Annotated in this window: 11 protein-coding genes and 1 tRNA gene; 8 read left to right on the top strand and 4 right to left on the bottom strand. The window is 73.3% G+C overall.

Going from position 1 to position 15,224, the window contains the following annotated elements:
• Positions 1-623 precede the first annotated feature (623 nt).
• Positions 624-2,936 (top strand): asparagine synthase-related protein, encoded by a 2,313-nt coding sequence (locus V2S66_RS31690; RefSeq protein ID WP_330800214.1) that lies wholly within the window; start codon positions 624-626, stop codon positions 2,934-2,936.
• On the opposite strand, the gene thrS is transcribed toward V2S66_RS31690, so the two are convergent.
• The gene (thrS, locus tag V2S66_RS31685; protein WP_330800213.1) at positions 2,910-4,304 is read right to left on the bottom strand and encodes a threonine--tRNA ligase; all 1,395 of its coding nucleotides are present in this window, start codon (positions 4,302-4,304) and stop codon (positions 2,910-2,912) included. The two genes, V2S66_RS31690 and thrS, sit on opposite strands and share 27 nt — an antisense overlap.
• A 294-nt stretch (positions 4,305-4,598) precedes the next feature.
• Here thrS and V2S66_RS31680 point away from each other — a divergent pair, with 294 nt between their 5' ends.
• On the top strand, positions 4,599-5,819 hold the full coding sequence (locus V2S66_RS31680) for a DNA polymerase III subunit delta' (protein WP_330800212.1): 1,221 nt from the start codon (positions 4,599-4,601) through the stop codon (positions 5,817-5,819).
• An 80-nt stretch (positions 5,820-5,899) separates the two neighbouring features.
• Here V2S66_RS31680 and V2S66_RS31675 read toward each other — a convergent pair whose 3' ends face one another.
• Both V2S66_RS31675 and V2S66_RS31670 read right to left on the bottom strand, forming a co-directional pair.
• On the bottom strand, positions 5,900-6,544 hold the full coding sequence (locus V2S66_RS31675; protein WP_330800211.1) for a dihydrofolate reductase family protein: 645 nt from the start codon (positions 6,542-6,544) through the stop codon (positions 5,900-5,902).
• Positions 6,545-6,612: 68 nt separating this feature from the next.
• Positions 6,613-7,548 carry an NADP-dependent oxidoreductase gene (locus tag V2S66_RS31670; protein WP_330800247.1) on the bottom strand — a complete coding sequence of 312 codons (936 nt, stop codon included), beginning with the start codon at positions 7,546-7,548 and terminating at the stop codon, positions 6,613-6,615.
• 164 nt (positions 7,549-7,712) lie between these two features.
• Between V2S66_RS31670 and V2S66_RS31665 the strand changes: the two genes are divergently transcribed.
• The 5 genes from V2S66_RS31665 to V2S66_RS31645 all read left to right on the top strand — a co-directional run bounded on the left by V2S66_RS31665 (position 7,713) and on the right by V2S66_RS31645 (position 12,114).
• Positions 7,713-8,156 (top strand): winged helix-turn-helix transcriptional regulator, encoded by a 444-nt coding sequence (locus tag V2S66_RS31665; protein ID WP_330800210.1) that lies wholly within the window; start codon positions 7,713-7,715, stop codon positions 8,154-8,156.
• Positions 8,157-8,312: 156 nt separating this feature from the next.
• Positions 8,313-9,296 (top strand): hypothetical protein, encoded by a 984-nt coding sequence (locus V2S66_RS31660; RefSeq protein ID WP_330800209.1) that lies wholly within the window; start codon positions 8,313-8,315, stop codon positions 9,294-9,296.
• Between the two features lie 166 nt (positions 9,297-9,462).
• Complete coding sequence (locus V2S66_RS31655; protein WP_330800208.1) at positions 9,463-11,076, top strand: alpha/beta hydrolase; 1,614 nt, start codon at positions 9,463-9,465, stop codon at positions 11,074-11,076.
• A 107-nt stretch (positions 11,077-11,183) separates the two neighbouring features.
• A tRNA-Thr gene (locus V2S66_RS31650) sits at positions 11,184-11,260 on the top strand.
• A gap of 341 nt (positions 11,261-11,601) precedes the next feature.
• Positions 11,602-12,114, top strand: a complete 513-nt coding sequence (locus V2S66_RS31645) for a hypothetical protein (protein ID WP_330800207.1) — start codon at positions 11,602-11,604, stop codon at positions 12,112-12,114.
• 364 nt (positions 12,115-12,478) lie between these two features.
• Here V2S66_RS31645 and V2S66_RS31640 read toward each other — a convergent pair whose 3' ends face one another.
• Complete coding sequence (locus tag V2S66_RS31640; RefSeq protein ID WP_330800206.1) at positions 12,479-12,700, bottom strand: hypothetical protein; 222 nt, start codon at positions 12,698-12,700, stop codon at positions 12,479-12,481.
• A 219-nt stretch (positions 12,701-12,919) separates the two neighbouring features.
• Here V2S66_RS31640 and V2S66_RS31635 point away from each other — a divergent pair.
• Positions 12,920-15,224 (top strand): tetratricopeptide repeat protein (locus tag V2S66_RS31635; protein ID WP_330800205.1); only part of this gene is annotated, 2,305 nt, incomplete at its 3' end.

Here is a 15,224-nt window from a genome sequence, read left to right as displayed (position 1 = left end):
CTGTGCCGCTCAGGGGCCCGGCGCTTGCATGGTGCCGTGGGTCGGCCCGCGGCCCCGGCAGGCGGCTGTGCGGGGGTGGGGCGGGCCAGGGGGTTCCGCTGCCACAATTCCCCGCGGGTGGCGGACCGGCCCGGGAGGTGCCGACGCCCCTCCCGGGCCGTAGACCCGCCAACACCGCCCCGCCCAGAGGTGGTCGACCGCCGGGGAACGCCGGCGAACGCAGGCGCGCGCCGAAGAGCACCGGCGCACGCCGAAGAGCACCGGCGAACACCGCCCGGCGAACCGGCGGTTCCCGCCGCACCGCCGGAGCGAAGCGGATCGCCCCGCTCCGGCGGGCGGGCGCCGTCGGCATATCAACTGCGGCATGTGCCGCGGACTTTGGCGCGAATCAGACGTTTCGTCCGAGGGGCGTCCGCGCTCCCGGGGCCGGCCCCCGAGAGCGCCCGAGCGGTCGCGCTCCCATCCCGCGACCCGCCCGCCTTGGTGCACCCATGCGCCCCTTTGCGCGCCTCCACGTGGCAGCATGGTCTTTCGGACGTCAGACGTGGCGGCGAGGACGGGGCGAAACCGGATGGATCCGGTGATACACCCACCCGCGCTGTCCACAGCCTGTGGAGGCGGCGATGCGGTGGTTGGTGGGGTGGAGCAGTGCCACCGCGGGTCCCGTTCCCGGGCCCGGGGGCGCGTCCCGGCCCCGCAAACTCCTGCCCGTCGGCGCCCACCTGCTGTGGCAGGGGCCCGATCCGCTCTGGGCGGTCGGCGACTGGCGCCCTGACGAGGTCCGCGTCGTGCACGCCGAACCCGGCGGCTCCCGCGCCGGTTCCGCCGCCGCCCGCCGCGGCGGATACGACGGCGGCGCCTACGGCAGTGCGTACGGCGACGGCCACCCGGCCCCCGGCTCGGACGGTGGCGGCGGCTACGGCCCGTACCCCAACGGCGGTTACGGCAACGGCGGTTCCGGCGCCGGTGGAGACGGCTCCGCGTACGGCTCTTCCTACGGGTCCGCCTACGGCTCGTCGTACGGCTCCGCGCACGGCGTCGCGCGCCTGGCCGTCCTCGGCCGCTGCGGCGCCACCGACGCGGAACTGCGGCTCGGCCTGATCGCCGCCCGCGGCGGCGCGCTGCGGCACGCCACCGCCTGGCCCGGCAGCTACACCGCGGTGCTCCAACTCGGCCGCCGCATCACCGTCCTGGGCGACCTGGCCGGCGCCCGCCCCGTCTTCCACACCCCCTGGGCCGGCGGCACCGCCTACGCCACCGCCGCCCTGCCGCTCGCCGACCTCATCGAGGCCGGACTCGACGTCACCCACCTCGCCGCCCTCCTCGCCTGCCCCGACGCGCCCGAAGCGCTCGCCGACGGCACCCCGTACCTCGGCGTGCGGCGCGTCCCGCCCGGCCACGCGCTCATCCTGCGCGACGGCGCCCCGGAGATCATCGGCTACGAGCCCACCGCCTCGCTGGCCGTCGGGCACCAGCCGGTCGGCGCCGCCGAAGGCGAGGCCGCCGTCGACGGCGTACGCGACGCGCTCCTCGACGCGGTGCGCGCCCGCCTCGCCACCCCGCGGTTCGTACCCGACCTCGACGAGGCGCCCGCGCCCGGCATCGGCGCCGACCTCTCCGGCGGCCCCGCCTCCGCGACCCTCGCGCTGCTCGCCGCCGGCATGCCCGGCATGCCCGGCATGCTGCCCGGCGCCCCCGGCTCACTCGCCGGCGAACGCCTCCTCGCCGTCACCTTCAACGACCTCGCCGGCGGCGGCCCCACCGGCCGCGAAGCCGAACTCGAACGCGCCCGCGCGATGGCCGCCGACCCGCGGCTGCGGCACATCGTCGTCGCCGGCGGCGCGGAGGCGCTCCCCTACGCCGACCTCGGCGGCGGCCCGCTCACCGACGAACCCGGCCCCTCCCTCATCCTCGCCGAACGCCACCGCCGCCGGCTCTCCGCGGGCGGCGCCGACCACCTCATCGGCTTCGGCGCCCGCCAGGTCCTCGACGCCCACCCGGCCCGCCTCGCCGACCTCCTCATGGACCGGCGCCGCCGCCACCTCGTACGGCCCGTCGCCGCGCTCACCCGCGCCGACGTCGCGGTCGCCGGGCACTCCGCGGTCCTGGTGCCGTTCACCGTGCCCTTCACCGTCTACCGCGCGGCCCGGCGGCTGGCCCGCACCCCGTACCAGCGCGGCGTCGAGGACGCGGCGGCCGCGCTCCTCGGCCGCGACACCGGCGCGCACCCCGCCACCGGCGGCCCCCTCGGCGCCTCCCTCGCCGCGATGGCCTGGGCCCGCCCCGGCCCGGCCGCCCGCTGGCTCACCGGCGAGGCGCTCGCCGAGGTCGCGGTCCGCCTCCAGGACGCGGCCCGCCGCCCCTGGCCCATCGAACGCCCCGGCGAGCGCCGCGCCCGCGCCGCGCTCGCCCGCCACGCCGCCGACTTCCGCGTCCTGGAACAGGCCGCGGCCGTCCACAGCCAGCGCCTGCACGCGCCGTTCCTCGACAACCAGGTGGTCCGCGCCTGCCGCGCGCTGCCCGGCGCCCTGCGGGTACGGCCCGGCGCCCGCGCCGACGTCCTGCGCGACGTCCTGCTCGGCGCCGGCGTCCGCGAACTGCCCCCCGGCTGGGGCGCGCCCTCCCCCTCCGGCGCCGCCGCCCTGCGCGTCGGCCTGCGGGCCGCCGCCGAACCCCTCCTCTCCCTCTTCGACGCCCCACTGCTCGCCGACGCCGGACTCGTCGAGGCCCGCGTCGTACGCGGCGCACTGCACGCCGCCGCCGAGGCCGCCGCCACCGGCGAGCCGCTGCCCTTCTCCCTCGACGGCCTCGGCGAGATCGTCGCGGTCGAGGTGTGGCTGCGGCGGCTGCTGGCCCGGCGCGGCTCGTGCTGGACCGGCGCGGACGCGCCGGAACAGCGCGCGGTCGCCTCAGGCGTGCAGCGGCTGACCCTCTGAGCGGTGGCCGGCGCCGCCGGCCTGGTCCTCGTCCGGCCACAGCTCGGGACGGTGCCCCGCCACCTGCGCGGCGATCCGCGCCAGCGCCTCCCCGACCGGCAGCGACACCGCGCGCCGGCCGCCGCGCAACCGCAACGCCAACCGGTCCGCCGCGGCCTCCGCGGGACCCCACACCGCCTGGTACGGCACGAGCCGCGCCGCGCGGACCCGCGCCCCCAGGCTCCCCTGCTCAGGATCGGACACCTCGGCGCGCAGCCCCAGAGCCCGCGCGCGCTCCACCAGCGCCGCCGCCTCCCCGAACTGCGCGACCGCCACCGGGTGCACCGCCAGCTGGGTCGGCGCCAGCCAGCCGGGGAACGCCCCGCCGTGCACCTCGATCAGATGCGCCACCGCCCGCTCCACGCTCCCGACGATGCTGCGGTGCACCATCACCGGCCGGTGCCGCGCGCCGTCCGCCCCGACGTACCGCAGATCGAACTGCTCCGGCTGGTGGAAGTCGATCTGCACGGTCGACAAGGTGGCCTCCCGGCCCGCCCCGTCGACCACCTGCACGTCGATCTTGGGCCCGTAGAACGCCGCCTCGCCCTCCACCGCCTCGTACGCCAGACCCGAACCGTCCAGCACCTCGGTCAGCAGCGCCGCCGACCGCCGCCACATCTCCGGCGCCGCCACGTACTTCCCGCCCGGCCCCGGCAGCGACAGCCGGTAGCGCGCCGCGCTGATCCCCATGGCCTCGTACGCCGCCCGGATCATCCCCAGCGCCGCCCGCGCCTCGTCCGCCACCTGCTCCAGGGTGCAGAAGACATGCGCGTCGTTCAGCTGGATCGCCCGCACCCGGGTCAGCCCGCCCAGCACCCCCGACAGCTCCGACCGGAACATCCCGCCCAGCTCCGCCAGCCGCAGCGGGAGTTCGCGGTAACTGCGCGAACGTGACCGGTAGATCAGCGCGTGGTGCGGACACAGGCTCGGTCGCAGCACGACCTGCTCCCCGCCCAGCTCCATCGGCGGGAACATGTCGTCGCGGTAATGCGACCAGTGCCCCGAGATCTCGTACAGCTCCCGCTTCCCCACCACCGGCGAGTACACGTGCCGGTAGCCCGCGCGGCGCTCCGCCTCCCGTACGTACTCCTCCAGCGCGTGCCGGATCTCGGCCCCGTCGGGCAACCAGTACGGCAGCCCCGCGCCGATCAGCGGATCGGTGTCGAACAGCGCCAACTCCCGGCCCAGCCTGCGGTGATCATGCATCGCTCTCTCCTCACAACGTGTGAGGCGAGCCCCCGTGACCGCACGCGGCGCGACAGGCCGAAGCCCCGGGGCACTCGCCCCGGGGCTCCCACCAACAGTCCATCCGTCAGCGCGCCGGGACACTCTCCGGCGTCGTCGTCCTGCCGTCTCCGGCACCACCTGCGCGCTGCATGCCCCCGACCCTACCTCCGCGTCGCACGGGGCTCACCCGATTTTCCGGGGCGTGACGCCCTGCCGCTCTCGCGGCGTCCGGGGGGTGGGTTCCGGTGTTGGGAGGCCCACCGGCCACCGGCCCCCGAGAACGAACCCGAACCCCCACCCGCCCCTCGACCCACCCCACCCGCCCGACCCGCCCCGCCCTGTCCGACCCGTACCGCACAATGTGGGAGGACAAGGCAGCGAAGGAGGCGAGCAACCGTGCCGGTGTGGGATGACGTCGTGGGTCAGCCACGCGTGGTGGAGGAGCTCGCGGGGGCCGCCGCGGACGCCGACCGGATCGTGGCGGAGGCAGCCGCCGGCAGCGCGCCCGCCGACGCGGCGGGCTCACGGATGACGCACGCGTGGCTGTTCACCGGCCCCCCCGGCTCCGGCCGCTCCACCGCCGCGCGCGCCTTCGCCGCCGCCCTGCAGTGCACGAGCCCCGACAAGGCCCTCGGCGCCCCCCCCGGCTGCGGCTTCTGCGACGGCTGCCACACCGCCCTCATCGGCACGCACGCCGACGTCGAGACCGTCCGTACGGACCTCCTCTCCATCGGCGTCAAGGAGATCCGCGACCTGGTGCGCCGCGCCGCACTCTCCCCGGCCGGCGGCCGCTGGCAGGTGATCCTGATGGAGGACGCCGACCGTCTGACGGAGGGCGCCGCGAACGTGCTGCTGAAGGGCGTCGAGGAGCCCGCGCCTCGTACGGTGTGGCTGCTGTGCACACCGTCCGTGGAGGACACGCTGCCGACGATCAGGTCGCGCTGCCGGCTGCTGACCCTGCGGACCCCGTCCGCCGACGCCGTCGCGGACGTGCTGATGCGCAGGGACGGCATCGACCCCGCGCTCGCCGCGACGGCGGCCCGCGCCACGCAGGGCCACATCGGCAGAGCACGGCGGCTGGCCACCGACCCGTCCGCGCGCGCCCGCCGCGCGACCGTCCTGCGGCTGCCGCTGCGCGTCGCGGACGTGGGGGAGTGCCTGCGGGCCGCGCAGGAACTGGTCGACTCGGCGTCGGACGACGCCAAGGCCGTCGCGGAGGAGGTCGACGCGAAGGAGACGGAGGACCTGCGCGCGGCGCTGGGCGCCTCTGCGGGGGCGGGCAGCCGGATGCCGCGGGGCACGGCGGGCGCGATGAAGGAGCTGGCCGACCGGCAGAAGCGGCGTTCGACGCGGACCCAGCGGGACACGCTGGACCTCGCGCTGACCGACCTGGCGGGGTTCTACCGGGACGTGCTGACGGTGCAGTTCGGCGGCTCGGCGGACCGTATCGCCAATGTCGAGGCGGCCGACGGCATCGCGCGGGTGGCCGCGGGGTCGCGGCCGGAGCAGAGCCTGCGCCGCATCGAGGCGGTGCTGGCCTGCCGGGACGCGCTGGACCGGAACGTCGCGCCGCTGCTCGCGGTCGAGGCGATGGCGCTGGCACTGCGCGCGGGCTGACCCGCGACCGCGGCCGCGACCGCGGCCGTGGCCAGTACCGTGCCCCCGGCCACCACCACCGCGGCCGCGGCCACGACCGGCTACGCCCTGCTGAACGTCACATGCGTGACCCCGCTCGGCGTGCTGACGGACTCCACCGCGAACCGCTCCTGGACCCCTTCGAGGCCGTCCCACAGCCGGACGCCGCGGCCCAGGACGATCGGCACGACGACGACGTGCAGATGGTCGACGAGATCCTCGGCCAGGAACTGCCGGACGACGGACGGCCCGCCGCCGATCCGCACGTCGAGCCCGCCGGCCGCCTCACGCGCCTGCGCCAGCGCCTCCTGCGGCGTGGCGTCGATGAAGTGGAAGGTGGTCCCGCCCTCCATCTCGACGGAGGGCCGCGGGTGGTGGGTCAGCACGAAGACCGGGGTGTGGAAGGGCGGCTCGGCGCCCCACCAGCCGGTCCACTCGTGGTCGTCCCAGGGGCCGCGCTGGGGCCCGAACTTGTTCCGCCCCATGATCTCGGCGCCGATGCCGGGGTCCCACGCGGACGCCAGCGCGTCGTCGACGCCGGTGCTGCCGTCGGCCTTGCCCTGCATGGACCGGAAGGCGCGGGTGGGGAAGAACCACTCCATGAGCCGTCCGCCGGCGTGGCCGAAGGGCGCTTCGAGGCTCTGGCCCTCGCCCGTGCTGAAGCCGTCCAGTGAGACGGCGAAGTTGTGCACCCGTACGCGGGACATGACGCGACCTCCTGCACTCGTTGCCGCGAGCGTAGCCGCCACCTCCGACAACGCCCGGCCGCCGCGCGTCAGACCGCGCTGAGCACGACCTTCCCGAGCAGGCCGCCCGCCTCCACCACGGTGTGCGCCTTCGCCGCCTCGGCGAGCGGGAAGACGTGGGAGACGTGCGGCCGCAGCCGCCCCTGCGCCACCAGCCCGGCCAGCGCCTCGAGCGCCACATGGTCCGGCTCCACCCCCACGCCGACGAAGCGCAGCCCCGCCGCTTCCGCCTTCGCGCGCAGCTCGTCGTTGCCGTGGTCGACGGCGGTGACGAAGGTGCCGCCGGGCCGCAGCGTGGCGAACGACCGCTCACCGTAGTCGCCGCCGACCACGTCGAGGACGACGTCCGCGTCGCGCACCGCCGCGCCGAAGTCGGTGGCGCGGTAGTCGATCAGCTCGTCCGCGCCGAGCGACCGCACGAAGTCCGCCTTGCCCGCGGAGACCGTGCCGATGACGTACGCGCCGCGGGCCTTCGCGATCTGCACGGCGAGGTGGCCGACGCCGCCGCCCGCCGCGTGGATCAGCACGCGGTCGCCGGGCCGGACGCCGGCGTAGTCGACCAGGCCCTGCCAGGCGGTGAGCCCGGTCAGCGCGAGCGCGGCGGCCTCGGTGTGGTCGAGGGAGGGCGGCTTGCGGGCGAGCATGCGGCTGGGGGAGACGACGTACTCGGCGTACGCGCCGGCGGGCCGGGGGAAGAACGGCATGCCGTAGACCTCGTCGCCGACCTGGAAGCGGGAGGCGCCGCGGCCCACCTTCTCCACCACGCCGGACACGTCCCAGCCGAGGGTGAAGGGCGGCCGGCCGATCAGCGGGAAGCGCCCGGACCTGATGGACGTCTCGACCGGGTTCACGGACGTGGCGTGCACCCGGACCAGGACCTCGGTGGGCATCGGCTCGGGCACCGGCGCCCGTACGGCCTCCAGCACCTCGGGTCCGCCGAAGGCGTTCTGGACGACGGCCAGCATGCTGGCCGGGGTGGAGGGGTCGGACGGGGTGGTCGGGGTGGTCGGGGCGGAAGGCATGGCGCTCTCCTGTCACAGCGGAACGGGGTTCGCGGCGGTACGGGAACCATCGTGCGGCGATCGGTATCCGTTGTGAAGTAGGAACCTTTCAGGTATATAGGTACCCTATGGATACCATCTCCGACATGCGCGAACTCGGCGGCGCCGACGCGTATCTGGCGAAGTGCCCGTCGCGGACGGTGCTCGACGTCCTGGGCAGCAAGTGGACCGTGCTGGTCCTGCCGACGCTCGCCGGCGGGCCGGTGCGGTTCGGGGAGCTGCGGCGCCGGCTCGACGGCATCACGCAGAAGTCGCTCACGCAGGCGCTGCGCAATCTGGAGCGCGACGGGCTGCTCGTCAGGACCGTGTACCCGACGATCCCGCCGCGCGTCGAGTACGGACTCACCGATCTGGGGCGCGACGCCGCGGTGCTGCTGGAGTCGCTGCGCGAGTGGGCCGAGGCCCACATGCAGGAGATCCTCACCGCCCGCACCGCCTACGCCGAACGCCCCGCCCCGGCCCCGGCGACGGCTCCGACCCCGACCTCCGCCCCGGCCCCGGTCGGCGCGTAGCGGTCCTGCGGGCCGCCCCCGGAAGCCGTTCGGGTGATCGCGGCCCGCGGCCCGCTGAGGTTCCCCCGCCCCGGCCCCCCGCCGGGGGATGGTGGCAGCGCGCCCGTACGGCGGCCCGCTCCCGCGCGGCCGCCGCCGTCCCGAGGGGGTACCGCCGTGGCCGACTCCGTGCTCGCCGTCCTGCTCCAGACGGCCGTCGTGGCGGCCGCCGTCGTGACCGCCGTCCTCGCCCACCGGACGGTGCGCCACTGGCGCGGCGAACGCGCCGGGCGGGCGTACGAACTCCCCGTCGACCACCGCGGCACCGCGCTGCGGGCGGGCGCGGCGGGTGCGGCCGCGCTGGTGACCGCGACGCTCGCGGCGTCCCTGCTGGACGCGCGCGGCGCCGCGACAGCGCCGCGCCCGGCCGTCGTCGCCGCGTCCACCGCGACCCCGTCCCGGACGGCCACCCCGTCCGTACCGCCGCCGCCGCGGCGCACCCCCGAGCCGGCGCCGCCGCCGCCCGAGGTGCGGACGGTCGGTCACCCGGCGGGCGGCACGCTGCAGTTGCTGGGGGACGGGACCCGCGTGTGGCTGCCGCCGTACTACGACTCGGCGCGCGCCGCGTCGGTCGCGTATCCGGTGGTGGTCGTCCGGGTGCGGGGGGACGACCCGGACCTGTACGCGGGGTTCGCGAGCGCCGTCCGCAAGAAGAAGGCGGACCTGTTCATCCTCGTCATGCCGCCCGGCTGTGACCGTGACGCGCCGGGCGCGCTCGCGGAGGCGGGCCGCCGCTACCGCATGCTGAGCGCGCAGAGCGCCCGCGGCGTGCTGGGCGTCGGACCCGAGGCGCCGTGCGCGGTGCGCGAGGCGCTGACGACGACCGGCCGGTACGGCGCCGCGGCGGGGGCGTCCGGCGTGTATCCGGCGCTGACCGCGGCGCCGGGCGCGCACCCCACGGTGATGCTCACCATGAGCGCGGGCGAGCGGGGCACGCGGGCGTCGGCGCTGCGGTTGAAGGAGGCGCTGCGCGGGCCGCGGGACGCGGCGCGGGTGGTGGACGGGCTCACGCGGCGGCGGGAGATGTTCGCCCGGGTGGCCGCGTTCATGACGGAGAAGCTCGACGGGCCCTCGACCTCTCCGCCCGCGCCGCCGCGCTGAGCGCGGGCACGGCGGTGGCCGCGCCGCCGGACGCCGACGCGGCCCCCTGCATCGGATGACGAATCCCGTAAATCACTCAAAAGGCGACAGCAGCGCCGATCATCCGGGGCCCGCGGCCGATACGCTCGCAGTCATCCGACATCCGACGGGAGGACCCGAGCCGCCGATGCCGCACCTGAAGCGCATGACCATGCTCCGCATCCCGGCCACCGTGTTCGCGGTGACCGGCCTGCTGCTGTCCGCGTGTTCGTCCGGCGGGACCGGGCATCCGGCCGCGGCGTCGTCGCCCGCACCGGGCGCGACCGCGCCCGCCGGCTCGGGCGGGGGCTCGGGCGGGGGCTCGGCGGGCGTGCAGGCCGCCGCGTCGCCGAGCGCGGACCTGAGCCCGTACTACGCGCAGAAGCTCAGCTGGCACAGCTGCGGCGTCGCCGGGTTCGACTGCGCGACGATGAAGGTCCCGCTGGACTACGCGCACCCGGTGGCCGCGCAGGACCTGAAGCTCGCGGTGGCGCGGAAGAAGGCCGCGGGTCCCGGCAAGCGGCTCGGCTCGCTGCTGGTCAACCCGGGCGGGCCGGGCGGCTCGGCGATCGACTACCTGCAGTACGCGGCGCTCGGCTACCCCGCGCCGGTCACCTCGCGGTACGACATGGTGGCCGTCGACCCGCGCGGCGTGGCCCGCAGCGAGCCGGTGACCTGCCTGTCCGACCCGCAGATGGACGCCTTCACCTCCGTCGACACGACCCCCGACGACAAGGCGGAGATCACGCAGCTGACGAAGGCCGACAAGAACTTCGCCACCGCCTGCGACAAGAAGTCCGCGAAACTCCTCGGCCATGTCTCGACCGTCGACTCGGCCCGCGACATGGACATGCTGCGCGCGCTGGTCGGCGACGACAAGCTGAACTACGTCGGGAAGTCGTACGGCACCTTCCTCGGCGCGACGTACGCGGGGCTGTTCCCGCAGCGGGTCGGCCGGATGGTGCTGGACGGCGCGATGGACCCGTCGGTGAGCGCGCTGGAGGGCAGCCGCGCGCAGGCGGGCGGCTTCGAGGTGGCGTTCTCGGCGTTCGCCAAGGACTGCGTGAAGCGCGCCGGCTGCCCGCTCGGCACCGCGTCGGTCTCCGACGCGGGCAGCCGCCTCGACGCGTTCTTCAAGCGCCTGGACGGGCACCCGCTGGCGACCGGGAGCAGCCGCAAGCTCACCGAGGCGCTCGGCACGACCGGCGTGATCGCCGCGATGTACGACGAGAGCGCGTGGCCCACCCTGCGTGACGCGCTGACCAGCGCGGACAAGGGCGACGGCGCGCCGCTGCTGAAGCTGTCGGACAGCTACTACGAGCGGGACGAGTCCGGTAAGTACAGCAATCTGATGTACGCCAACGCCGCCGTGAACTGCCTCGACCTGCCCCCGGCGCTCTCCTCCCCGGCCGACGTCGAGCGGGCGCTGCCCGCCTTCGACAAGGCGTCGCCGCACTTCGGCACGACGCTCGCGTGGTCCTCGCTGATCTGCGGCTACTGGCCGGTCCACAACACCGGCAGGCCCCACCGCATCACCGCCCCGGGCGCGGCGCCCATCCTGGTCGTCGGCACCACCCGCGACCCCGCGACCCCCTACGCCTGGGCTGTCTCCCTGGCCTCGCAGCTCTCCTCCGGCCGCCTCCTCACCTACGAGGGCGACGGCCACACCGCCTACGCCCGCGGCTCCGACTGCATCGACACCACCGTCAACGCCTACCTGCTCCAGGACAAGGTCCCGCCGAACGGCAAGAAGTGCACGTAGCCGCTCTTCCCCAAGATCAACCCTCCGTTCGGACCACACCCCGAAACCCTGTAGACTCTCCTCCGCTGCTGCTGCCACCCTGTGGGTGCCCGCAGCGCGTGCAGCAAGCCGCCTTAGCTCAGCTGGCCAGAGCAACGCACTCGTAATGCGTAGGTCTCGGGTTCGAATCCCGAAGGCGGCTCCACGAAACCCCAGGTCAGACACCCGCTGACCTGGGGTTTTTGTTTTTCTCCCGCGCCTGGCCGGTTCTCCGGTGCGCCCTGCGAAGCTCGTAGGGGCCAAGGGGAGCGCGAGCGGGAGCGCATCTGGACAGGCGAAGGACAACGGGTCGTTCCCGCGGAGCGCGCGGTGCGCGCTGCGGAAGCTCGGCGGGGCGCTGCCGGCGTGGTGGTCCGACGACGGGTCCGGACGCTCTCGGCCGGTCGTCGGGCTGAGCCCGGAGCGGGGACGGCTTTCGTGCGGAGGGGTGTCTCGTCTCTGCCGACTTGCGACATCCGGACAACAGGCAACCCGGAGGCTGATGCGGTGCCGGATATTCAGCAGAGTGGGGACTTCAAGGCGATCGTCGCCCAGACGAGCGCGGTGCTGCTGACGCGTGGCGTCGAGGCCGAACCGGTGGCGGTAAGCGATGTGGTGGCGCTGATGGTCCGCTCGGTCTGCGAGCGCATGACCGTGGATCCGGAGGAGGCTCTCCATCTGGTGCGGCCGGAGTCGGTCGCGGAGGCGATCACCGCCGCTGCGGACCCCGGCCGGGAAGGCGCGGAGCACGTGTACGCGGTGCGGCCGGTACGGGTCGATGCCAGCACCGTCGCGGTGCCCGTACGGATCCTGGGCCGCCTCGTGATGGCTGCTGCGCCAGCAGGGAAGTACGCGACACTGAACGGCGACGGCCGGACCGCCTCGCACGCACTGGACCTGGCCGCCCGCCGCGCCGGACAGGCCCGTGGAGCCAACGATCGCCCAGCCGAGGGCTCTTGCAGCGCACAGCACTGCCTGGGGTTGGGGCCACGACGCCCGCCACGTCCGCGAATTCCTTGAAGCCCCCATCCTTGAGAAAATCACGGAGCGGAAGTCGAACGGACGCCCTGGCCAACTGCGGCGCGCCGGCGTGCTCGGGTTGGCGACCGGCTTACTCATCGACGCCCGTATGGGCCGGAAGCCCACCCAGCCCCTCACGCCTGGCCGCTCCCCGCGTAAGTCGCTGTTGCCGTTCCGATCTTGAGGGTTCGACTTCGAACGGGGGTCCCGGTCGGGTGGTCGTGCACTGCTCAACGCATACAGGCAGGGCCTCCTAACGGGCTGCCCAGTCCTGGTCCACCAGACCGTCCAGGACCTCCGGAGCGTGCACAGCAGTCTCCTCCAGGGCTGCCCGCACCGCCTTCCAGCACCATCTCCAGCCGGGTCAGGTCACGGGCCGCGGACCAGATGTGGGGGAGTCGGTCCGCTGCCTGCCCCGCTCGACCGGCAACCCGGCCGACCACAAACGGTCCAGCGCCAACGACAGCAGCGCGTCGGCACGATCCCCCAACTCCATGGCCAAGGCGTACTTGACGTCGATCCTGCACCGCACCGCTCCAGCGGCCTGCCGGTCCGGCAGGTTCAACAGGAACTGCAGCACCGACACCGTCGCCAACCGTGCCGGCGAGAACCCCGGACGACCATCCTTTCGGATACCAGGCGGCGAAGTCCTCGTCCCGCCACTCACAGCGGACATGGTATCCGCCAGAGCATCTCTGCAAGATCCTTTTCCTGGCTCGCAGGAGTCGGGCTGTGTGGAACCATGGGTACGGCTCTACGAGTCATCATCGTATGGAGACTTGTCGCGCAAGAACCGGGAGCGGTGATGGCAGTGCCGGAGCGTGAACGCGTGTCGCGCGGCGAAATGCGGCGACGTGACGAAGGCCGCCGGTTCATCGGGCGCCGCGCAGAGTCAACCTTGTTCATTCGCAGCCTGGACTGCGAAAATCCAGGTGCTGAGGCGTTCCTGTTCCACGTTCGAGGGGTGGGCGGGATCGGAAAGTCCACGATACTCGAACGCTGGCAGGAAGAGGCACGCGCCGACGATATCGCCGCTGTCACGGCGAAGGTGGGCGAAAACGACGCCTTGGGTATAGTCCAGGCCCTGACTTCCTTGGCCCGGCAGCTCGCCGAGGCATCCGGTTTGGAGCTGAAGGGGTTCGACAAGGTATTGAGGTCCTACCTCAGTGAGCGAGCAGCCGCCGCAGTCGGCGCGACAAGGCCCGTTGACGGCGGTCCGTCACAGCCGAGTCAGACAGCGGCAAAAATGATGCTGGAGACAGCAAAGGCGTTTCCTGGCGGCGGGGTTGTGGGTGCGGTAGCAGATCAGGAGACCATGGCGCGAGGCATTGACTGGGGCTACAGGGCACTGGTGGGACGGAAGCGCCGCGAGCCCGAGGGGGACGTTGCAGGTTTGAGCAGGGCGTTCGTAACGGAGCTGGACCGCATCAGCTTACGGCGGCCGTCGATCGTGTTGTTCTTCGACACCTGGGAGCGAACTGGCCCATACCTGAATGGTTGGCTGCCCAAGCTGCTCAACAATGAGTTTGGCGAGTTCCCTTCTAATGTGATCATCGTTCTGGCTGGTCGCGACAGGCTGCCCGAACGCGAATGGGCGGTATGGCGGTCGTACATCCAGGACATCCCGCTGAGGATGTTCACCCGCGAGGAGACCCGCAGCCTGCTTGCACAGCACGGGGTGGTAGCTCCGGAGGTAGTCGACGCCGTGCAGGAAAGATCTGGAGGCTTGCCGCTGGCGGTTGGCCTTCTCGCTCAAACCCGCCCCACCACTGCTGCGGAGGTAGGGCGGGGTGGCGTGCAACACGACGAGGTCGTTGAGTGGTTCTTGCAGGGGGTGGACGATCCGCAACAACGAGAGACGGTTGTGGCGTGCGCCCTCCCGCGGCAACTGGATGAGGAGATTTTTGCCGCCGCCGCCCCGAGGGAAGGGAACGCCGACGCGCCCGACCTTTGGGGGTGGCTGTGCCGGCGGTCGTTCGTTACTGGCCACGACGGCCACAAGCAGTACCACGCCATCGTTCGTGCAAACATGATCGGATATCTCCACACCGGATATCCACAACGCTGGGGGACGACTCATCTGCGTTTGGCCGACGTCTACGCCACACGTCGTGCAAAGGTGGAAGAAGAACTGGCCGACGAACAGGCCGCCCGTCGCATCGACGGAGACCGAACGTTGAGCGAAACAGCACTGTGGGCCGACGAGCGTTGGCGCCAGCACCGTGCCGCGGAGACCTACCACCGACTGTGTGCCTCACCTCACACGAGCCTTCGCGACGCGCTTGAACAGACTGCCCATGCTGCACGGCAGGACTTGGCGATCCTGCGCCAATGGATCGACATGCTTGAGCAAGCTGCGCAAGACAGCTTTGACGCCAGTGTCCGCTCCTGGACCGATCGTCTTAAGCAGGCTGTGACCGACGCCGATAGCGTCTCCGCCCTCGCCTGCTGGACTGTTTTGCTGACATACGGACAGCTGACCACCACGGGCCGGGCGTTCGCTCTCGCCTTTTGCGGAGACCAGCACGCTGAGGCCGGATCCGACCGGCAGGCGATGCGTGACCTCGAACAAGCACTGTCCCTCGCCCCCCGCAACCACCGTATTCGCAATCTGCGTGGGGAAGCTCATCGGCGAGCGGGGCGGTTTGACGAGGCCGTCGCCGACTACACCGCCGCCCTCAACCTCAACCCCACCGCAGTTCTGACACTCGCGTTGCGCGGGGCCGCTCATCGGCAGGCGGGGCGGTTTGACGAGGCCGTCACCGACTACTCGGCCGCTCTTGAACTCGACCCCACCCTGGACTATGTATTTGTCGGACGGGGAGTCGCTCATCGGGAAGCGCGCCGGTTTGACGAGGCCGTCGCCGACTACACCGCCGCCCTCCAACTAGACCCCAGCGCTTCCCCAGTGCTCGCCCTTCGTGGGGAAGCTCATCGTCAGGCGGGGCGGTTCGGCGAGGCCGTCGCCGATTACACCGCCGCCCTGGAGGTCGACCCCTCCCTCACCTGGCTTCTTGTCGAGCGTGGGGAAGCTCATCGTCAGGCGGGGCGGTTCGACGAGGCCGTCGCCGATTACACCGCCGCCCTCCAACAAGACCCCATTGACGCTA

The organism is Actinacidiphila polyblastidii, assembly GCF_036353415.1.
Lineage (GTDB): Bacteria > Actinomycetota > Actinomycetes > Streptomycetales > Streptomycetaceae > Actinacidiphila > Actinacidiphila polyblastidii.
This window is presented reverse-complemented; position numbering and strand designations above follow the sequence as displayed.

What these genes read in the sequence shown, in the direction of transcription:
- V2S66_RS31690 (WP_330800214.1), top strand. Translation starts at nt 624, where the DNA reads ATGCGGTGGTTGGTGGGGTGGAGCAGTGCCACCGCGGGTCCCGTTCCC.
- V2S66_RS31675 (WP_330800211.1), bottom strand. Translation starts at nt 6,544, where the DNA reads ATGTCCCGCGTACGGGTGCACAACTTCGCCGTCTCACTGGACGGCTTC.
- V2S66_RS31670 (WP_330800247.1), bottom strand. Translation starts at nt 7,548, where the DNA reads ATGCTGGCCGTCGTCCAGAACGCCTTCGGCGGACCCGAGGTGCTGGAG.
- V2S66_RS31665 (WP_330800210.1), top strand. Translation starts at nt 7,713, where the DNA reads ATGGATACCATCTCCGACATGCGCGAACTCGGCGGCGCCGACGCGTAT.
- V2S66_RS31655 (WP_330800208.1), top strand. Translation starts at nt 9,463, where the DNA reads ATGCCGCACCTGAAGCGCATGACCATGCTCCGCATCCCGGCCACCGTG.